General features: G+C 65.1%; 16 protein-coding genes and 1 pseudogene. 6 read left to right on the top strand and 11 right to left on the bottom strand.

Annotated elements, in window-relative coordinates:
• The first annotated feature begins 3 nt into the window (after positions 1–3).
• Positions 4–1506 (top strand): glycosyltransferase family 39 protein, encoded by a 1503-nt coding sequence (locus E4K64_RS08695; RefSeq protein ID WP_135163142.1) that lies wholly within the window; start codon positions 4–6, stop codon positions 1504–1506.
• 174 nt (positions 1507–1680) lie between these two features.
• On the opposite strand, the gene E4K64_RS08700 is transcribed toward E4K64_RS08695, so the two are convergent.
• Positions 1681–3567, bottom strand: a complete 1887-nt coding sequence (locus tag E4K64_RS08700) for a CHASE2 domain-containing protein (RefSeq protein WP_135163143.1) — start codon at positions 3565–3567, stop codon at positions 1681–1683.
• A 116-nt stretch (positions 3568–3683) separates the two neighbouring features.
• The gene (locus tag E4K64_RS08705) at positions 3684–4208 is read right to left on the bottom strand and encodes a FecR domain-containing protein (protein ID WP_167771892.1); all 525 of its coding nucleotides are present in this window, start codon (positions 4206–4208) and stop codon (positions 3684–3686) included.
• A 691-nt stretch (positions 4209–4899) separates the two neighbouring features.
• Here E4K64_RS08705 and E4K64_RS08710 point away from each other — a divergent pair.
• A complete protein-coding gene (locus E4K64_RS08710) occupies positions 4900–5991 on the top strand; it encodes a DUF2778 domain-containing protein (RefSeq protein WP_167771893.1) in 1092 nt (363 codons plus the stop codon).
• Positions 5992–6022: 31 nt separating this feature from the next.
• On the opposite strand, the gene E4K64_RS08715 is transcribed toward E4K64_RS08710, so the two are convergent.
• From E4K64_RS08715 to E4K64_RS08725, 3 genes are all read right to left on the bottom strand, one after another.
• Positions 6023–7378, bottom strand: a complete 1356-nt coding sequence (locus E4K64_RS08715; protein ID WP_135163146.1) for a caspase family protein — start codon at positions 7376–7378, stop codon at positions 6023–6025.
• 109 nt (positions 7379–7487) lie between these two features.
• On the bottom strand, positions 7488–8126 hold the full coding sequence (locus E4K64_RS08720; RefSeq protein ID WP_135163147.1) for a glutathione binding-like protein: 639 nt from the start codon (positions 8124–8126) through the stop codon (positions 7488–7490).
• 11 nt (positions 8127–8137) lie between these two features.
• Entirely contained in the window at positions 8138–8731 is a 594-nt protein-coding gene (locus tag E4K64_RS08725; protein WP_135163148.1) for a cysteine hydrolase family protein, read from the bottom strand.
• 130 nt (positions 8732–8861) lie between these two features.
• Between E4K64_RS08725 and E4K64_RS08730 the strand changes: the two genes are divergently transcribed.
• Positions 8862–9731, top strand: a complete 870-nt coding sequence (locus E4K64_RS08730; RefSeq protein WP_135163149.1) for a LysR family transcriptional regulator — start codon at positions 8862–8864, stop codon at positions 9729–9731.
• A gap of 98 nt (positions 9732–9829) precedes the next feature.
• On the top strand, positions 9830–10576 hold the full coding sequence (gene lepB, locus E4K64_RS08735) for a signal peptidase I (protein WP_135163150.1): 747 nt from the start codon (positions 9830–9832) through the stop codon (positions 10574–10576).
• A 72-nt stretch (positions 10577–10648) separates the two neighbouring features.
• Here the strand turns inward: lepB and E4K64_RS08740 are convergent.
• The 3 genes and pseudogenes from E4K64_RS08740 to groES form a co-directional block, all read right to left on the bottom strand.
• A pseudogene (locus E4K64_RS08740) lies at positions 10649–10936 on the bottom strand (GIY-YIG nuclease family protein).
• 139 nt (positions 10937–11075) lie between these two features.
• Positions 11076–12716, bottom strand: coding sequence for a chaperonin GroEL (gene groL, locus E4K64_RS08745; protein ID WP_035696468.1), 1641 nt, complete (start codon positions 12714–12716; stop codon positions 11076–11078).
• 45 nt (positions 12717–12761) lie between these two features.
• Positions 12762–13076 (bottom strand): co-chaperone GroES, encoded by a 315-nt coding sequence (gene groES / locus E4K64_RS08750; RefSeq protein WP_024340799.1) that lies wholly within the window; start codon positions 13074–13076, stop codon positions 12762–12764.
• A gap of 379 nt (positions 13077–13455) precedes the next feature.
• Between groES and E4K64_RS08755 the strand changes: the two genes are divergently transcribed.
• Positions 13456–13743: an usg protein gene (locus E4K64_RS08755; protein WP_049820194.1), complete on the top strand. Its 288-nt coding sequence runs from the start codon at positions 13456–13458 to the stop codon at positions 13741–13743.
• Positions 13744–13916: 173 nt separating this feature from the next.
• Here E4K64_RS08755 and E4K64_RS08760 read toward each other — a convergent pair whose 3' ends face one another.
• Entirely contained in the window at positions 13917–16046 is a 2130-nt protein-coding gene (locus E4K64_RS08760) for an O-linked N-acetylglucosamine transferase, SPINDLY family protein (protein ID WP_135163152.1), read from the bottom strand.
• A 221-nt stretch (positions 16047–16267) separates the two neighbouring features.
• Between E4K64_RS08760 and E4K64_RS08765 the strand changes: the two genes are divergently transcribed.
• Entirely contained in the window at positions 16268–16795 is a 528-nt protein-coding gene (locus E4K64_RS08765) for a cupin domain-containing protein (protein ID WP_126257827.1), read from the top strand.
• Between the two features lie 134 nt (positions 16796–16929).
• Here E4K64_RS08765 and E4K64_RS08770 read toward each other — a convergent pair whose 3' ends face one another.
• Both E4K64_RS08770 and E4K64_RS08775 read right to left on the bottom strand, forming a co-directional pair.
• Positions 16930–18180 carry a NupC/NupG family nucleoside CNT transporter gene (locus tag E4K64_RS08770; protein ID WP_135163153.1) on the bottom strand — a complete coding sequence of 417 codons (1251 nt, stop codon included), beginning with the start codon at positions 18178–18180 and terminating at the stop codon, positions 16930–16932.
• Positions 18181–18498: 318 nt separating this feature from the next.
• Entirely contained in the window at positions 18499–19257 is a 759-nt protein-coding gene (locus E4K64_RS08775) for an SDR family oxidoreductase (protein ID WP_100231326.1), read from the bottom strand.
• Positions 19258–19268 lie beyond the last annotated feature (11 nt).

Raw genomic sequence — 19268 nt, forward strand, 5'->3', positions numbered from 1 at the left:
GCGATGGGCGGGGCTGACGCGCGGATCGTCCGCAACACCGCGCTGCTGATTCTCGCGCTGGTGGCCCTGCGGCTCATCGCGGCCGCATTCACGCCGATCACCTTCGACGAAGCCTATTACTGGATGTGGTCGAAGAACCTGGCCGGGGGCTATTACGACCACCCGCCGATGGTCGCCTACGTGATCCGCGCCGGCACCATGATCGCCGGCGATACCGAGCTCGGCGTCCGCCTGGTCTCGATCCTGCTGGCGCTGCCGATGAGCTATGCGGTCTACCGCTCCGCGGCGATCCTGTTCGGCGGGGCGCGCGTCGCGGCGACCAGTGCCATCCTGCTCAACGTTACGCTGCTGGCCTCCGTCGGCACGCTGATCGTGACGCCGGATGCGCCGCTGCTGGTCGCATCCAGCTTCGTGCTGTTCTTCCTCGCCAAGGTGCTGGAGACCGGCCGCGGCGTCTGGTGGCTCGCGGTCGGCGCGGCCGTCGGCGCGGCGCTGCTGTCGAAATACACCGCGATGTTCTTTGGCGCTGCGATCCTGATCTGGCTCGCTTTCGTGCCGAAGCTGCGGCGCTGGTTTCTCTCGCCCTGGCCCTATCTCGGCGGCCTCGTTGCGCTCGCGCTGTTCGCGCCGGTGATTCTCTGGAACGCGGACCATCAATGGGTCTCGTTCGCAAAGCAGCTCGGCCGCGCCAAGATCGAGGACTTCCGTCCGGTCTTCATCGCCGAGCTGATCCCGACCCAGATCGCGTTCGCGACCCCCTTGGTCTTCATCCTCGGCGCGATGGGGCTGCACGCGCTGACCTGGCAGCGCGCGGGCGCGCTGGCCTCGCGCGTGCTGATCGAGGCGATGTTCTGGACCATCGTCGCCTATTTCGTCTGGCATTCGCTGCATGCCCGTGTCGAAGCCAACTGGTTCGCGCCGGTCTATCCGCCCTTCGTCATTGCTGCCGCGGCCGCCGCCAACCTCGTACAGTGGAAGCCGCGTGCGCGGCGCCTGGCGGAGGTCTGCCTGCGCTGGGCGGCGCCCACCGGCATCGTGATGTTTGCCGCGCTGATCGTGCAGGCCAACACCGGCTGGCTGTCGGGCTATCGCCGCGATGCCACCGTGCGCAGCGTCGGCGTCGGCTGGCGCGAACTCGCCGCGGGAATCGAAGAGGTGCGCGCGCGCCATGGCGCGAGCTGTGTGCTCGCGCAGGACTACGGCACCACGGGATGGCTCGCTTTCTATTTGCCGCGCGGCACCTGCGTGCTGCAGCAGAACCAGCGCATCCGCTGGGTCAACATGGGCGAGCCCGATCCAAAATTGCTTGCGGGCAAGCTGCTCTATGTCGACGAGCCGCGCACCGGCGGTCACCCCGTGCTCAACGATCTCTTCGCGAAGGTCACGCAGGTCGCGCAATTGCAGCGCAAGCGCGGGCCGCTCGTGATCGAGACCTACGGCATCGATCTGCTCGAAGGCGCCAAGGGCGACGTGCTGGATCGCTCGCCGCCGCCGGAGGCGAGATAGCTTGTCGTCCCTGCGAACGCAGGGACCCATACCGCGGGATCTATCGATAAGCGGCCGTTGCTTGTACCGCGCGAAAGGCCGCTCACGAGCAATCTTCGCCAAACTTCTCCCTGTGGGTATGGGTCCCTGCGTTCGCAGGGATGACAGCGAGTGTGGAGTGTGCAGCAGTGGTCTTCAGCCAATCATCTCGGCCTTGTCCGTAGCCTGGCCCGGCCCGCTCTGATCGCGCCAGAACCACACCGTCACGACGCCTGAGCGGCCGCGGACCTGGGCGAGCAGGGGGCCTGACAGAACGCCGTCGGGATCCCCGTGGAAGTCGGCTGCATCCAGCAGCGTATCGCTGAGCGCGAGCCGGGCGCCGTTCTGGGTGGCCACCTCCATCAGCCGGCTCGCGACGTTGACGGTGTCGCCCGTCGCCGTGATGTGCTGGTGACTTTCGCCGAGCCGCGAGGCGACGATCTCGCCGAAATGCGCCCCGATCTTGAAGCCGAGTCGATCGCCGATGGCCGTCGGCAGCGAGGCGATCCAGCGTTCGACGCTGCGATGCAGGTCGATCGCACATTTCAGCGCGCGCGCCGGATCATCGGGCATCGCACCCGGAAGTCCGAACAGGATCATGGCGCCGTCGCCGAGAAAGCCCGTGATCGTGCCTCCGCAATCGACCGCGCTCTTGTCGATCAGCGCGTGGAATGCCTTCAAAATCCCCTGGATCGCGTCCGGATCGGTCCGTTCGCTCAGGGCGGTGAAGCCGGAGAGATCGATGAAGACCACCGCTGCGTCCTGCCGGACGGGCTTTGACAGGAAATTCGGATCGCGCGCCAGCCATCCTTGCACTGCGGGTGACTGGAACCGGGCAAGCGACCTGCTCTTGTCGGCAAGATATTGCGTGCGGCGGCCTCCGGCCCACAGCTGTACACCGGCAAAGATCGCAACCGGCGGCACCGCGGCAGCGAGCGTAGTTGCTGCATTCAGCCAGACGCCATGCGTGAACGCGAGCGTATTGAGCGCAGCCCAGGCGATCATCACAGCGGCCGCCGCCATAATGCCGAGCGCGCTGCGGCGCCAGGCGAGCAGGCCGACCAGCAGCATCGGCAGCAGGATCGCAGCAAGCGCGTCGGCGATACGAACCCTGTGGTCGCGCACGATGCCGTCGCCGGCCACAAGATGCGTGATCGCAGTCGAGACCACCTCGACGCCGGGCATCAGCGAATCGAACGGTGTGGGATAGAAGTCGCCTCCGCCGGCGACCGAGGCGCCGATCACGACGATCCGGTTTTCGATCGCCGTGCGGTCGAGCGTGCCGTCGAAGATGCTCTGCGCGCTGACGGTGCGGATGGTGCGCCGCGGACCGTAATAGGTGATCGGCAGCGCGAAATCGGTGTCGGTCGGCACCGCGCGGTCGCCGAGCATGAGACGATCCGGCGCGATCGTCAGCGGCTTGTCGAGCGCACGGCTGGCGACGCGCAGGGGGAGCGACAGCTCGACCTTGTCGTGAGTCCGGAACAGCATCGGCACCGAGAGCGGAGAGCCCGACTGTCCGGTCGCGACATTGACGACGCCGACCTCGGCGTGGTCGGCGAACGCCGGCAACGGCAGCAGGAAGCGTTCGGCTTGCGGCAGCGCGGCGAGGGGACCCTGGCTGCTCGGCTCCACGGTTGCGCTGGCGCTGGGGAAGATCGCAGCGGCGGCGAGCACCATGGGACCCGTCGCCAGCGTGTTGGCCAGCGTGGCGTCGCCGATCGCAGCGCTGCGATCGACGAGCAGGAGATCGATCGCGACCACCTTCGGCTTGAACTGCACGATGGTGTCGACGACGCGGGCGAGGTCGGCGCGCGGCAGCGGATAGCTGCCGCCGCGCTTCACCACGGTATCGTCGATCGCAACGATGGTGACGAGATCGGGTGGACGCTGCACGCCGCGGATTTGGGTCCGCCAATCGGTAAGCGTTGCTTCGAGGCGGTCGAGAAAGCGCAGATGCCCGTAGGCGTGCGCGGCATAGATGCCCGCGCCCCACAGCGCGGTGAGGATGAGTGCTACCAGGATCTGAACGCGTCTAGTCACTAAGTGCTGCAATCTTCTTTGTTCTAGGTCCTGTTGGCCAAGTCTTGCTGGCCAAGTCTCTTACTGGCCAAGTCTTACTGGCCAAGTCTTACTGGCCGAGCCTTATTGACCAAGCCTTACTGGCCGAGCCTTGCCATCAGCGCATCGACACGCGGCTGGCCCCATGTCTTGATCGTCAACGGGCCGGTCGCTTCCACGTCGACGCCTTCGCCGGGGCCGAGAACGACGCCGCGCCCGGGTGTCCTGCGGTTGACGCCGACCCGGCCGTCAGCAACGAAGACGGAGGTCTTGGCCTCGGCGGCATCGACGGCCCATCTGGTGCCGCGCACCGCGGCGATCGCCTGCGGCGTCAGCACCTTGAAGGGATTGCCCCGGGGCTTCCTGGGCACCTCGACCAGCAGCGCTTTGCTGCTCAACTCGACGGAGTCTATATGTCCGTCGCGGTTGGCGTCCTTTAGTTCAAATCTGGCGCCGTTTTCTGCGACGATGGTGATGCCGTTGTCGCAGCGCCAAATGTGCGTGCCTGCGGTGGATGGCGCTGCCGTGCAGCCCGCATTGGCCGCAGGCTGTGCAATTGCAGAACCAATCAACAGAAACGACGACGCCAGGGCGAAAAACCCGGCGCGCGCGAGAACATTCATGCCAGCCTCCGTTTGCGTGCTTGGCACAGTTCAAGGCGATGTTGATACGGTACCGTATCACACGCAGAGGCTGCTGAAAAGTGCCGCTCTGTCAGCTATTTCCCCGCTGCGGCATTTTCCAGTCCGGCCCGATCAACTTTCGGTCAGGGAAGGCCGGTGCCACGTGAGTTGCGCTGCAGGAGGCGTGATGGCGTGAGCGGCCCAACGCGGGCGCCAAGGGGGCGCCAAGGGAGCCAAGAGAGAGGTGGAGGGACGCATCGCACGCCAGCCTCGCGCAATGCTTCCCCGTTATCATCCGGGCATTGAGGATCACGAAAAGGACTTGGTTGGATGCGCTTAAAGGCGCGGCCGGCGAGGTCCGCTGACGGCACTGATCCGGCCGAGAATCATGGTTAACAGACGCTTCTAAGTCCGTAGTTCTGCGGGCTTTTTTCTCAAAATGAGACAGCGTTGACGAGCTGCCCTACATCCGCCCGAACTTAATCCGCATTTAACTAAAAGTCGCCTTAATGACGCTCCGACCCTCTGCGAGATGCTGTTCCCGGATCGTGACCAGCGGCACTTTGAAGGGGGACTGAGTGACACCGTCCTGGACGCAAGGCGAATGAGTACGAGTATCGCTGCGCCGAGTAACGCGGCACGGAAGTCGAAAAATTTCTCGAAAAGCCCTTCGCGGAAATCTTCCCGGCAAATGACCACGACCAATTGGCTCGGCGCCGCGGCGATCGGCTGCGCCGTGATGGGCGCCGGCTGGACCATCTACAGCAACGTCTTCGGCGCGAGCGTCTATCCGACCGTCGGCAGCATCGGCTACGACGAGCCGGTGATCAAGCGGGCGCCCAAGGTCGCGCTGCGCGAGGCTGGCGAGGCCATCAAGGACGCTTTTGCGCTCCTGCCTGACCGGTTGCAGGTCGCAACCCCGATCTCGCGCGAGATGTTCAACGAGCGCTTTGCCGCAGCTGCGACGCAGGGCGTGCCCTCGAATGCGTCGAGCGCCGCACCCGCGACCCAGGTTGCGGTGGCTAACGACCCGCCGAAGCAGAGCGTGATCGCCAAGGTCGCGGAAGCGCTGAAGCCGTCGGCCCCGGCCAAACTCGCCGACAAGACCACCGACAAGGCCGCAGACAAGACCAAGCGCGCCCCGGATGCCCAGATCCAGCTCGCCTCGGCCGATCCGGCCCAGATCGTGCCGGCACCCGAAGAGAAGAAGTCGTTCGCCGATCGCGCCAAGGCCGCGGTGATGTCGATCACCTCGCCGCGTCAGTCGATGGTGGAAAAGCTCTGGGGCAAGCGTGATCCGTCCGGCGGGCTGCTTGCTTATGCCTCGGCCGATGCCAGCATCACCGCGTCCATCGCGCCGAAGGAGCAGAACCCGATGCTCGGCGGCGCACCGCCCTATGAGCGCGACACCGCGGTCTACGACATCACCGCCAAGACGGTGTATCTGCCCGATGGCACCAAGCTCGAGGCGCATTCCGGCCTCGGCTCCAATCTCGACGACCCGCGCTCCCAGCGCCAGCGCATGCGCGGCGTGACACCGCCGCACATCTACACGCTGAAGCCGCGCGAGGCGCTATTCCACGGCGTGCCGGCGCTGCGCCTGACCCCGATCGGCGGCGAGAGCGCGATCTACGGCCGCGACGGCCTGCTCGCGCACACCTTCATGCTCGGACCGAACGGCGATTCCAACGGCTGCGTGTCGTTCAAGGACTATTACGCGTTCCTCGACGCCTACCGCAACAAGGGCATCCGCAAGCTCGCGGTGCTGGCGCGGGTGGAGTGAGGCGCAGCGCGCCTCACCGCTTTCTGCACGATCAGCGCTTGACGAAAACAAGATTGCAGGCGCGCGCCTCGTTGCGCTTGCCGCTGCCGCGGCTGCGATCGAACTGCGCATCGACCGTGAAGGCGTAAGGCGAGCCCGGTGCGAGGTTGTTGAGCGTGTACGCGCTTGCTCCGGTCGTTCCGCGCGCGCTCAACGTCGTCTTGCCGTCGGCCGGGATCTGGCCGTCGATCTCCAGGCGGTTGATGCCGTCCTTGCCCTGACCCTCGGCGTGAAACACGCCGTTGGTGACGGTGGCGACCAGGGGCCTGGTGAAACCCTGCGCTTTGCCGGTCGGCGGGCAGTTCAGGGTCACGTCCCAGTGGCCGTCGAAATCATTGCTGCCGGTGGTTCTGGCATTGCCGCTCGGTGCGACCGCCACCTTCTGCTTCAGGCTCTCGATCCGCGCCTTGGCGAGGCCGGCGAAGCTGCAACTCGAAAATCGCGCCAGATGATCCTCGAAGACGCTGACGGTGCCGATGCCGTCCGCTGCCTTCCAATGGGCCTCCGCGGCCGCGCAAGGGTCGGGCCGCGGCGCGGCTTGCGGCGCCGCAGGGGCGAGCGTGACCGCGACCGGGCCGTTCAGATAGAACTTGCCGATGATCGACAGTGACAGCTCCGGCAGCTGGGTCTTGCCGCTGGCGTCATAGACGTCGCTGCTGATGTCGCGAAAGACGTCGCCGATCTCCTGCGGCTCCTCGATGTGCTTCAGGAATGCCGTCGTGTAGGGGCTGTTGCGGCCGACGCCGTCGGCGGCGACCTGGCCTGATTGCGTCGAGAACGACACGATGGTGCCGCGCGGCGCCTCGACCTTCGACAGACCGCGCCCGATCGAGGCGGCCCGCGTCGTGCCGGCGGAGCGTTTGAGCGTTTCTGCCAGTGGATTGTCGCGGCAGGAATCGAGCACCAGGATGCGCAGGTTCTTGGCCTGCTGCAGGTCGTTCACGATGTCGTCGACCCGGACGAAACGCTTGAGGTCCGCTTCATCGGTCAGCGAGGCGTCGACGGGCATCAGATAGTTCACGCCGTTGTACTGCATCGCATGGCCGCTGTAGTAGAACAGGGCGACGTCGGCTCTGCTCGCCGCGCGCGCGAAGCGGATGGTCAGGTCCTGCATGTCGGCCTGGCGCAAATCGATGCCTTGAATCACCTCGAAGCCGCTGCGCCTCAGCGAAGCCGCCACGTCCTCGGCATCGTGCGACGGGTTGGGAAGCCGCGCCGTCGAGGCATAGGCGCCGTTGCCGATGACGAGCGCGACCCGCGTCTCGGCTGACGCGGGACCAAGGCCGAGCCAGCAGGCGAGGAGAGCCAGGGAGAATCCGGGCAGGTGAAGACCTGAAACAGCGCGCATGAAAAACCGTCCGGGAAATATTGAAAAATATCTCCCAGATTAGCGCATGCCGCGCCGGCATCAATGCCCTCGCGACGGGGCGATCGGATCCGTCGGCCGTGACATCCTGTCACGCAGCGCTGGCCGCGACGGTCTTGCGCAGCGCCATCTCGGTCGCGATCGCCTCCCGCACGGCGGGGCGCGCCTGCATGCGCGCGAGATAGGCCGACAAGGACGGCCATTGCGCGATGTCGACTCCCGCGGGACGCAGCAGCAGCAGGGCCCAGGTGAGGTGCGCATCGGCCACCGTGAAGCTGTTGCCGACGAGGAATTCGCGCTGCGCCAGATGCGCAGATGGCACCGACAAGGTCTGCATGATCCTTGCGCGCGGCTTGGCGAGCGAGCCGTCGTCCTTGTACCAGAAGGCTGGAAACAGGAACGCCTTGTGAATCTCGGCGCCGACGAAGCTCAGCCATTCCTGGAGGCGATAGCGATCGGGATCGCCGTTGTCAGGCGCAAGGCCTGCCTGCGGCTTCAGGTCCGCGATGTATTGCAGCACGGCCGCGCTCTCGGTCAGCCGTTCGCCGTTCTCCAGCACCAGAACCGGCACCGCACCCTTCGGCGACAGGTCGCGGAAATCGCTGCCGTCGTCCACGATCCGCTTGGTCCAGATATGGGCGAGGTGATACTGCGCCTCGATGCCGGCCTCCATCAGCGCGATGCGGCTCGAGAGCGAGCAGGCCATCGGAAAGAAATAGAGTTGCAGCATGGCCAGCTCCGTCAGGTCAGCGCATCGCTCTGCGCGATGATCGCGAACCGGTCCGAGAGCTCGGCCAGCGCGACCTCGTGAATCGTCCGGGCGTCGAGCGTGCCGCCGCGTCCGTCCGGCAGGTCGCGGGTGGCGCAGGCATCGGCCGCGATCGTCGTGCGCAGGCCGAGATCGAGCGCGGCGCGGGCGGTCGAGGAGACGCACATGTGGGTCATGAAGCCGGCCAGCACGATGTTCTTGCGCCCGGTGGCGGCAAGGCGCGCTTGCAGATCGGTGCCGGCGAACGAGTTCGGCAGCGCTTTCTCGATCACGGGCTCGCTCGCGAGCGGCGTCAGGCGCTCGACGATCGCGCCGCGCGCGCCCTCGCGGTCGAACAGGCCGCCGGCGCGGCCCTTGTGCGCAACATGGAAGATCGCCGCGCCGCTCTGCCGCGCCCGCGCCAGCAGGCGCGCCGCCGCGGAGATCGCGGGTTGCGCATCGGGCAGGGCCAGCGGACCGGAACAATATTCGTTCTGGATGTCGATCAGCACGAGGCAGGCCTCGTGGAGCTTCGGCGGATCGAGATCGGCGCCGGCGAGTTCGAGCAGGGTCTTCGGAGCGGTCATGCGGGTCAGGCCTTAAAGGGATGTCGGATGGTGCGACATTAGCTCAGCACTGGCCTGCCATTGTGCAGGACTATTGCAGCTTACGGCTGCAGATTTGCAGAGCGCGGCATCGCCTGCTAGGCTCGGCGGAATGAACTGGGACGATCTGCGCATCATCGCCGCGGTGAGGGACGAGGGCACCTATGCCGGCGCCAGCGCGCGGCTGCGCATCGACGAGACCACCGTCGGCCGCCGGCTCGCGCGCATCCAGCGCGATCTCGGTGTGCCGCTGTTCGATGCGGTGGACGGGCTGCGGCGGCCGACGCGCCATTGCGAGGCGGTGCTCGAGCATGTCGGCGCGATGGCCGCCCATGCCGCGGCGATCGACCGCATCAAGGAGAGCCAGGTGGGGCCCGTCGGCCGCCTGCGCATCGCCTCGACCAACGCGGTTGCCGAAGAGCTGCTGGCGCCGCGGGCAAGCAGCTTCCTGCGCGATCATCCCGGCCTGACCCTGCAATTCCTCACCTCCAGCGGCAACGTCAAATTCTCGCGCTGGCAGGCCGACCTCGCCATCCGCCTACGCAAGCCGGAGAAGGGCGACTTCACCATCTCCAAGCTCGGCGACGTCAGGCTGTATTTCTTCGAGCCCGCCGACCGCTCGGGCGGCGAGCCGATCGCCTGCGTCTATCCGGACGAGCTCGACACCATTCCGGAAGCGCAGTTCCTGCGCGCGAAGCGGCTGACGAACGTGCGCTGCGTCACCGACAATGTCCGCATCATCCGGACCATGATCCAGTCGCATCAGGCCGTCGGCGTGCTGCCCGAGCACAGCTGCACCGCGCTGCTCGCCGACCGCAGCCTGCGTGCCACGCTGCTGTCGAAACGGCGCGACGTCTGGCTCCTGGTGCAGAACCACCTCAAGCGCGACGCAGCGACCCGCGTGACGATCGACTGGGTCAGGCACTGCTTCAAGGATGGGTCGCACCGCCGAGCGCTGGCAAGGTTCGGGCCTTCGCATTGAACGCGGTGCGCGCGACGTGCGACCAAGATCACGGAGCAGGGATTGCGCGCGCGCCAAGGTTGCGTAATCTCGCGACGAGACCTGACCGGGGCAAGCGCATGACCACTCTTTCGCAAACGATCCGGCGCTCGAGAGCCCAGTCGCGGGAATGGAAGGCGATTCTCATCCTGATCCTGCTGGTCCCGGTGCTGTGGTCGCCGCTGGTCCTGTTTCGCTTCGTTCTGTACCAGCCGTTCAGCATCCCCTCGGGTTCGATGACGCCGACGCTGATGGTCGGCGACTACGTCTTCGCCGCCAAATACGCCTACGGCTACGGCCGCTATTCCTTCCCGTTCGCGGCGTCCTGGATCTCGGGCCGCGTCCTTGCCGCCGATCCGGAATACGGCGACATCGTCGTGTTCCGGACGGCGAAGGACAATTCGGTCGACTACGTCAAACGCGTGGTCGGGCTGCCCGGCGACCGCATCCAGATGCGGCAGGGCCGGCTCGTCCTCAACGACCGTCCGGTGACGCGCGTCGCCCTGGAGAGGAAGCTCGCCGGCACCACCTGCGGCGTCGACGAGGGCGCCACCGTCAAGCGCTGGCGCGAGACGCTGCCGAACGGCGCGTCCTATGTCACCCACGACTGCGCCGACGACGGTTTCCTCGACAATACCGCCGTCTTCACGGTGCCGCCTGGCCACTTCTTCGTGCTCGGCGACAACCGCGACAATTCCACCGACGGCCGCATGTCGACGTTCGGTTTCGTGCCGATGGACAACCTGATCGGCAAGGTGACGCGGATCATCTGGTCGCTCGACGAAGACGGCGAGCCGCACTTCGAGCGGCTGGGAAAGGTGGAGTGAGGGGAAAGTCTCTCACCCCGTCATTCCGGGGCGGCGCGTAGCGCCGAGCCCGGAATCCATTGATCCGCAAGTTCAGACCGCAATCTGTGGATACAGGTCGATCCACTGAGGATTGTTCTCCTCAATGAGCCGCACCTTTCATTCCCGCCGCCACTTCTTCAATTCCTTCTCCCGCGTAATGGCAGTGACGGGATCGTCGTAGATCTCGAACCAAACCAGCCTGTCGACGCAGTACCGCTTGCTGAATCCAGCGGCGACTTTGCTCTTATGTTCGTGGATGCGGCGGATGATGTCATTCGTCACGCCGATGTAAAGCGTGCCGTATTTCTTGCTGGCGAGGAGGTAAACGTAATAGGCCATGAGCAAGCGGTGAAATGGATTCCGGGCTCGCGACTTCGTCGCGCCCCGGAATGACCGATCTTGCTACTTTTGCGTGTGACACGCAAAACAAAAACCCCGGCATCGCTGCCGGGGTTTCGTAGTGTTTGAGGTGGCTGGATCAGAAGTCCATGCCGCCCATGCCGCCGCCGGGGGGCATCGCCGGGCCGGCGCCGCCCTTCTTGGGCAGCTCGGCGACCATGGCTTCCGTGGTGATCAGGAGCGCGGCAACCGAGGCAGCGTTCTGGATCGCGGTGCGGACCACCTTGGTCGGGTCGATGATGCCCTTCTTGACGAGGTCGGCATATTCGCCGGTCTGGGAGTCGAAGCCGTAATTGTAGGCCTTGTTCTCCAGGATCTTGCCGACGATCACCGAGCCGTCTTCACCGGCGTTGATCGCGATCTGGCGAGCGGGAGCCGACAGCGCCTTGCGCACGATCTCGACGCCGGTCTTCTGGTCGTCGTTCTTGGTGCGCAGGCCCTTGAGCTGCTCGGAGGCACGGAGCAGGGCGACGCCGCCGCCCGGGACGATGCCTTCCTCGACAGCCGCGCGGGTCGCATGCATCGCGTCATCAACGCGATCCTTGCGCTCCTTGACCTCGACCTCGGTCGCGCCGCCGACGCGGATCACCGCGACGCCGCCGGCGAGCTTGGCCAGACGCTCCTGGAGCTTCTCACGGTCGTAGTCCGAGGTGGTTTCCTCGATCTGCGCCTTGATCTGGGCCACGCGCGCCTCGATGTCGGCCTTCTTGCCGGCGCCGTTGACGATCGTGGTGTTCTCCTTGTCGATCATCACCTTCTTGGCGCGACCGAGCATGTTGAGCGTGACGTTCTCGAGCTTGATGCCGAGATCTTCCGAGATCGCCTGGCCGCCGGTCAGGATCGCGATGTCCTGCAGCATGGCCTTGCGGCGATCGCCGAAGCCCGGCGCCTTGACGGCCGCGACCTTGAGGCCGCCGCGCAGGCGGTTCACGACCAGGGTCGCGAGCGCCTCGCCTTCGACGTCCTCGGCGACGATGACCAGCGGCTTGCCGGTCTGCACCACGGCCTCGAGCAGCGGCAGCAGCTCGTTCAGCGAGGAGAGCTTCTTCTCGTTGATGAGGATGTAGGCGTCGTCCATCTCAACGCGCATCTTGTCGGCGTTGGTGACGAAGTAGGGCGAGATGTAGCCGCGGTCGAACTGCATGCCCTCGACGACGTCGAGCTCGGTCTCGAGCGACTTGGCTTCCTCGACGGTGATGACACCCTCGTTGCCGACCTTCTTCATGGCGTCGGACAGGAACTTGCCGATCTCCTGGTCGCCGTTGGCCGAGATGGTGCCGACCTGGGCGATCTCGTCGTTCGAGGTGACCTTCTTGGAGTTCTTCTGCAGGTCAGCAACGACGGCTTCGACCGCGAGGTCGATACCGCGCTTCAGGTCCATCGGGTTCATGCCGGCGGCGACCGACTTGGCGCCTTCACGCACGATCGCCTGGGCCAGCACGGTGGCGGTGGTGGTGCCGTCGCCGGCCGCGTCAGCGGACTTGGAGGCGACTTCGCGCACCATCTGGGCGCCCATGTTCTCGAACTTGTCCTCGAGCTCGATCTCCTTGGCGACGGTGACGCCGTCCTTGGTGATGCGGGGAGCGCCGAACGACTTGTCGAGCACGACGTTGCGGCCCTTCGGGCCGAGCGTGACCTTCACCGCGTTGGCGAGAATGTCGACGCCGCGCAGCATCTTGTCGCGCGCATCAACCGAGAATTTGACTTCTTTGGCTGCCATGTGGATTTTTCCTTGGATGTTTGACTGGAGGGAGGAGAGGAGCTCTTAAGCCGCCTTCTTCTTGGACTCGCTGACTTCGAGAACGCCCATCACGTCGCTCTCCTTCATGATCAGCAGGTCCTGGCCGTCGATCTTGACCTCGGTGCCGGACCACTTGCCGAACAGCACGCGGTCGCCGACCTTCAGGTCGATCGGGATCAGCTTGCCGGATTCGTCGCGGCCACCGGGACCAACGGCGACGACTTCGCCCTGGGAGGGCTTTTCCTTGGCAGTGTCGGGAATGATGATGCCGCCAGCGGTCTTCTCTTCTGCGTCGATGCGCTTGACCACGACGCGGTCGTGAAGCGGACGGAATTTCATGCAGTCCTCCTAAGCATTTGCTCGGGTTGAGATTTTGAGATTGTTAGCAATCGGTGCCCGCGAGTGCTAGCACACGCGGAGCTGAAATAGGACAGGAATTTTGCGGGAGCAAGGGTTTGTAGCAAAAAAATCAGCACTCGGAAGCTCGGATTGCCAGCTTCTCTCGCCATCGTTAACCGAGCCTCGCCCCCGTATTAGCACGGAGCGTCCTCTGCTGCTAACGCGTTGAATTTCAACAGCTTGTTAAACTTTTGGGCTTGAGATGAATTGTCAGTTTGCGTCACATTTCTCTCATGTGAGCGCATCAGTACCGGGTGGCTCGTCAGGCGCACACCGACCAAGCCGCCCCTTGAATGCGCTCCTGCAAAGGAGGTCTGGCATGGGACTGCGGAATGGGGCCGTTTCCGAGGATTTCCGGAAACAGATGCTGGGTTACGGGCTGACGACGGCGCAGATCCTCTATCGGATGCCGGATCATCCCTCGCTGCTTCAGACCTACGTCTGGCAGAACTACGACATGTTTCCGAAATTCCCGGCGCTGAAGGATTTCCTGGCGTTCTGGCAGGAGAAGCTCGACGGCCCCCTGCATTCGGTCACCGTGGCGCATTCCAAGCTGATCAAGCCGGCCGAGCTGCGCGCCGTGGACGGCGTGTTCCGGCTGCATTGAGAGAACACAGGTCTCGAAGAGTGGGCAAAGGCGCCCCTGCGCCGTGCCCACGATCTTTCCAACCCGGCCACAGACGCGTGGGCACGCTTCGCTTTGCCCTACGATATCTCCTCGATATCTCCGTTGGAGCTGCGCCGGGCGAGCGCGCTATCCCGTCATTGCTTGAGGGGAAATCAGGCGGCGCTGCTGCAATAGCGCTGCCACATCGCGCGATAGGCCTCGTCCACCGCCCGTGCGTATGAGACCGGGTTGCCGGCGGCCGCAGCATTGATCCGTCCGGGCAGCTCGCGGCGCAACTGATCGAGCGTGCCGATCTCGGCCGCATGGCTGGTGGCGATCTCGATATAGGCCGCATCGCTGTCCGCGACCCAGTCCGGCAGGCCAAGTGCGGTGAGGATGGACCCGGCCGCACGGCTGGGCAGGCTGCTGCCGAGCTTCGCCACCACCGGCACGCCCATCTGCAAGGCTTCCCACGTGCTGACGCCGCCATTCTGCGGGAACGGGTCGAGGGCGATATCGACGCGATTGAACGACGCCAGATGTTCGTCGCGCAAGGTGGCTCCGAGCAGATCGACGCGCTCGACCGGCAATCCGCAAGCCGCAAACCGCGCCAGCAGATTGTCGCGGACCAGTTGATCGTCGAGCGCAACGTCCTTGATCAGCAGGCGCGAACCCGGCACCCGTTCGAGAATCCTGGCCCAGACCTTTGCTGCCTCGTCCGAGATCTTGCTGATGCGGTTGAAGACACCGAATGTGACGAATCCGTTCGCGATCGCCGGGGTCGGCGCGCGGTCGATCCCGGCCGGCAGTGGCGTCAGTGTCACGAAGCAGGGCAGGTCGACAACAGTCTCCGCAAACAAATGCCGGACCGTCGAAGGAATCGCGACGGGGTCCGAGAACAAATAATCGATGGTCGGCAGCCCGGTCCCCGTGCCGTGGCCCCAGCCGTGCACCTGGATCGGGGCCGGCTTGCGCGCAAACACGCTGAGGCGGTTTCCCCTGGTGTGGCCGGACAGATCGATCAAGATATCGACGCCATCGGCGCGGATCTCCGCGGCGAGGCGATCGTCGGTCCATTGCGAGGCATCGCGCCAGCGGTCGGCGATCCCCTGAAATTCCCGGGTCGTCGCGTCCAGTTTGGACGAACAGGAATAGCACACGATCTCGAACTGGGCCCGGTCATGGTGCTGCAGCACCGGCTTGAAAATGAACGCGGCCGAATGCGCGTTGAAGTCCGACGAGACATAGCCGAGCACCAGACGGCGATCCGCCTCGCGGCTGTTGTCATGCGGTCCCGCCGCTTCCGAGGCGATCTTCGCGCCGATCCGCTCCCACCATAATTGCCGCGCTTGCTGATGCTGCTCGACGCCGGCATCCGCCATGAAATCCAGCGTGAATATCTTGTTGGAGATCGCGCTCTGAAGGTCGGGCTGGATGTCGAGGGCTCTGTCGAAGCTGGCGAGGGCTTCCTCGACCCGGCCAAGTCCGGCGAGACAAAGGCCCAGCACCAAGTGAGCTTGAATGGAATCGGGAGCGATCGCGAGGGCCTTCTCGCAATCGTGCGATGCCTTGGCAATTTGCTGGATCTGGAGCAGGACACCGGCCCGCGCGATCCATCCATTCGCGTCGTCGGGGGCCAGCGCGATGGCCCGATCGCCGTCTGCCAGGGCTTCGTCAAATCGCTGGAGTTCCCGCAAAGCGATGGCGCGGTTCGCGAGCGCCGCCGCATAGTCGGGCTTGATCGACAGCGCGCGGTTCAGGCTTGCGACGGCCTCGTCATAGTTGCGCTGACGGCAGAGCGCCCAGCCCCGGCCATTATGGGCTTCGGCAAGCCCTGGGTTGAGCACGAGCGCCTTGTCGTAGCTGTGCAGCGCCTCGTCGTGACGGTCGAGGGCAACGCTCGCATTGCCGAGATTGGACAGGGTTAGCGCGTGGTTGGGCCGCAAGGCGAGGGCTTTTCGATAGCTCGCGCAGGCCTCCTCGTGACGCCGTAGTCCGTTGAGGGCGACGCCCAGGCTCATATGAGCGTCGGCCGACCGCGGATCGACGGCGACCGCCCGGCTCAGCAGGATTTCGGCTTGCTGATAGTTTTTGGCATCGGATTCCAAAATGCCGAGCATGTGCAGCGCAATGAATTGCTTGGGTGCGAGCTGCAGGAGCTGGCGATAGGCGGCCTGGGCCTCCGGCAGGAGTCCCATCTTGTGCAGCTGGAGTGCGTGCCCGAGCAATGGCAGCACTTCGGCCTTTTGTCGTTTCTGAAGCCGGGCATTTTGAAATGCACGCTGGCCTACGCTGCCGCCCATGAATCAATTCCCCCAGAATCTCAGGGGCGAGACTAATTCAGCGTGAGAACCAATACGAGACGCCGGCCGTCCGCCACGACAGCTTGGGGCAAGCTACGACTTGATTGGACATGGAGTGACGGGCCCTTGCGCCCGCAATTGCTGCCTCGTCCAAGACTGGATAATCTGCCTTCGGGTTGTCCCCCGTTCGGCGGGCGCGGCTCAGATCAGGGAGGCAGACAATGGCCAAGCAAAAGGCATCAAGACCCGCAACGAAGGCCGCGGTGAAGAAGCGCAGCGGCGCAAAGGCCGCGGCGCGATCCTCGGCGCGCAAGGCGGTCAAGGCGAAGGCACGCATTGTGGCGCCGAAAAAGCCCGCGCGCCCGCGGCAACGCATCGCCATCAGCCATCACCGCGAGGAAGACTTCAAGGCCGACGGCCTGCGCGCCTACGCGAAATACCGCGACCTCGGCATTGCCGAGGCCACCCACGGTCTCGCGCAGGCGCATGTGATCCGCCTGCAGGGCCCCTGCAATCCGGCCGAGGTCTCGAAGCTGCACTTCCACGACGTCGAATTCCAGATGGTCTACGTGCTCAAGGGCTGGGTGAAGACCTACATGGACGGGCAGGGCGAGACGCTGATGAAGGAAGGCAGCGCCTGGACCCAGCCGCCGAAGATCAAGCACATGATCCTGGATTACTCCGATGACGTCGAGCTGCTGGAGGTGATCCTGCCGGCGGAGTTCAGAACGGTGGAGTTGAAGGCGTAGGGAGCTGTCCGAAACGCGCACCTATCTCTGTCCACTCGTCATTGCGAGCGAAGCGAAGCAATCCAGAAATTCATCTGCGGGAACGGTCTGGATTGCTTCGTCGCAAGGGCTCCTCGCAATGACGGCGGAGAGACCTACGCCACCACCCCCACCACCGCGCCCATCACGCACGTGGTCAGCGTTCCCGACACGATCGACTTCAGCCCGAGCGCGTTGATCTCCTCGCGCCGCTCCGGCGCCATCACCCCTAGGCCGCCGATCATGATGCCGAGGCTGGCGAAATTGGCGAAGCCGCACATCGCGTAGAGCATGATCAGGCGCGAGCGCGGATCGAGCGCGCCGGGCGGCAGCTTCGAGAAGTCGACATAGGCAATCAACTCGTTGAGCACGGTCTTGGTGCCCATCAGGCTGCCGGCGGTGACGGCCTGATCCCACGGCAATCCCATCAGCCAGCACACCGGCGCCATCACCAGGCCCAGCAGCCGTTGCAAGGAGATCGCGGCGCCGCCGATCTCAGGCAGCAGGCCGAGCATGGCATTGACGAGATAGACCAGCGCCACCAGCACCAGCAGCATGGCGACGATGTTGAGCAGCAGCTCGAGGCCGGCGGTGGTGCCCTTCACGATCGCGTCCATCGTGCCGGACACGTCCATCTCGGGATCTTCAAGCACGCCGCCGGTGCGCTTGTCCGAGATTTCAGGCACCATGATCAGGCTGACGAGGATCGCGGCCGGCGCGCCCAGCACGGAGGCGATCACGAAATGCGCGGCGGCGTCGGGGATGAGGGGAGCAAGCAGCGTCGCATAGAGCACCAGTACCGTGCCGGCGATGCCGGCCATGCCGCCGGTCATCACCAGGAACAATTCGCTGCGCGTCATCTGCTTGAGGTAGGGCCGCACGAACAGCGGGGCCTCGACCATGCCGAGAAAGATGTTGGCGGCCGTCGACAGGCCCACCGCGCCGCCGACGCCGAGCGTTCGCTCCAGCAGCCAGGCCATGCCGCGCACGATTGGCGGCAGCACGCGCCAGTGGAACAGCAGCGTCGTCAGCACGCTCATGACCAGCACGATCGGCAGCGCCTGGAACGCCAGGATGAAATCGGCGCCCGGCACCTTGACATCGAAGGGCAGGGGGCCGCCGCCGATATAGCCGAACACGAAGGCGGACCCGGCGCGCGAGGCCGCGGAGATCGCACCGACCGCGTCATTGATGGCGCCAAAGGCATGCGCGACGACCGGCAGCTTCAGCAGCACGATCGCAGTGGCGAAGGTGACGACGAGCCCGACCGCCGCCTGTCGCAGCGACACGGCGCGCCGGTTCTCCGCCAATGCGAAGGCGATCAACAGCAATACGAAAATGCCGAGTGCCGATTGCAAGCGCAGCATGATGTCCCCAAACCCCCAATGATTATGGCCGCGGCTGCGCTGCAAAGGCAATGCCGGGCGGTCCGGGACGCGGCCGAGGTCTCGTGTCCCGGACAAGCTGCAACGCGTCAGCGTTGCAGCGCAGAGCCGGGACCCAGGAGACCAGGAACGAGATCGCGGAGGCATGGCCCCCGGCTCGGCAGCGTGATCGTATGCCGCGCTGCGTCCGGGGCACGAGACCTATGCCCCGGATTGCTGCCCGCAAGGAGGGCACGGACAGAGCACAGCGGAATCAATGAGATCCCTACTGTGCATGGGGTTGTTTTTCAGTTTTTGAGATCAGCCCCGTCCGACGAACGGCATCTTGGTGGCCATCACCGTCATGGTCAGCACGTTGGCATCGAGCGGCAGGCTGGCCATATAGGCCACAGCATCGCCGACAGCCTTGGCGTCCATGCGCGGCTCGTGCTTGGTGGTGCCGTCCGGCTGCAGCACGCCGGGACCGTTGACCATGCGGTCGGTCATCGGCGTCGCGGCATTGCCGATATCGACCTGGCCGACCGCGATGTCGTACATGCGGCCGTCGAGGTTGCTGGCCTTGGTCAGGCCGGTGATGGCGTGCTTGGTCGAGGTGTAGGCCGCCGAGAACGGCCGCGGCGCATGCGCCGAGATCGAGCCGTTGTTGATGATGCGGCCGCCGCGCGGGGTCTGGTCCTTCATGATGCGGAAGGCGTGCTGGGTGCACAGGAACGGCCCGGTGAGGTTGGTGTTCACCACCGCCTGCCACTGCTCGAGGCTGAGATCCTCGAAGTTCACGGCTGGCGCGCCCATGCCGGCATTGTTGAACAGCACGTCGAGGCGGCCATAGGTCGCCTTCACCTTGTCGAACAGCGCGGCGATGGAATCCGGCTTGGTCATGTCGGCGGTGACGCACAGGCTTTTTCCCGCCGGGCCGAGCTTTGCGGTCTCCTCGAGCATGTCGAGCCGGCGCCCGGTGAGCACCACGGTGAAGCCGGTATTCATCAGCGCCAGCGAGGCCGCGCGCCCGACGCCGGTGCCGGCGCCCGTCACCACGGCGATCTTTTTTGCTTCACTCATCGTTTCCTGCC

The organism is Bradyrhizobium frederickii, assembly GCF_004570865.1.
Classification (GTDB): Bacteria; Pseudomonadota; Alphaproteobacteria; order Rhizobiales; family Xanthobacteraceae; genus Bradyrhizobium; species Bradyrhizobium frederickii.

Bases quoted from the DNA above. Each gene is read 5' to 3' on its own strand.
- groES (WP_024340799.1), bottom strand. From the start codon at position 13,076: ATGAAATTCCGTCCGCTTCACGACCGCGTCGTGGTCAAGCGCATCGAC.
- E4K64_RS08770 (WP_135163153.1), bottom strand. From the start codon at position 18,180: ATGCTGCGCTTGCAATCGGCACTCGGCATTTTCGTATTGCTGTTGATC.
- lepB (WP_135163150.1), top strand. From the start codon at position 9,830: ATGACCACTCTTTCGCAAACGATCCGGCGCTCGAGAGCCCAGTCGCGG.
- E4K64_RS08715 (WP_135163146.1), bottom strand. From the start codon at position 7,378: ATGCGCGCTGTTTCAGGTCTTCACCTGCCCGGATTCTCCCTGGCTCTC.
- E4K64_RS08760 (WP_135163152.1), bottom strand. From the start codon at position 16,046: ATGGGCGGCAGCGTAGGCCAGCGTGCATTTCAAAATGCCCGGCTTCAG.
- E4K64_RS08705 (WP_167771892.1), bottom strand. From the start codon at position 4,208: ATGAATGTTCTCGCGCGCGCCGGGTTTTTCGCCCTGGCGTCGTCGTTT.
- E4K64_RS08695 (WP_135163142.1), top strand. From the start codon at position 4: ATGGGCGGGGCTGACGCGCGGATCGTCCGCAACACCGCGCTGCTGATT.
- E4K64_RS08710 (WP_167771893.1), top strand. From the start codon at position 4,900: ATGACCACGACCAATTGGCTCGGCGCCGCGGCGATCGGCTGCGCCGTG.
- E4K64_RS08725 (WP_135163148.1), bottom strand. From the start codon at position 8,731: ATGACCGCTCCGAAGACCCTGCTCGAACTCGCCGGCGCCGATCTCGAT.
- E4K64_RS08775 (WP_100231326.1), bottom strand. From the start codon at position 19,257: ATGAGTGAAGCAAAAAAGATCGCCGTGGTGACGGGCGCCGGCACCGGC.
- groL (WP_035696468.1), bottom strand. From the start codon at position 12,716: ATGGCAGCCAAAGAAGTCAAATTCTCGGTTGATGCGCGCGACAAGATG.
- E4K64_RS08730 (WP_135163149.1), top strand. From the start codon at position 8,862: ATGAACTGGGACGATCTGCGCATCATCGCCGCGGTGAGGGACGAGGGC.
- E4K64_RS08765 (WP_126257827.1), top strand. From the start codon at position 16,268: ATGGCCAAGCAAAAGGCATCAAGACCCGCAACGAAGGCCGCGGTGAAG.
- E4K64_RS08720 (WP_135163147.1), bottom strand. From the start codon at position 8,126: ATGCTGCAACTCTATTTCTTTCCGATGGCCTGCTCGCTCTCGAGCCGC.
- E4K64_RS08755 (WP_049820194.1), top strand. From the start codon at position 13,456: ATGGGACTGCGGAATGGGGCCGTTTCCGAGGATTTCCGGAAACAGATG.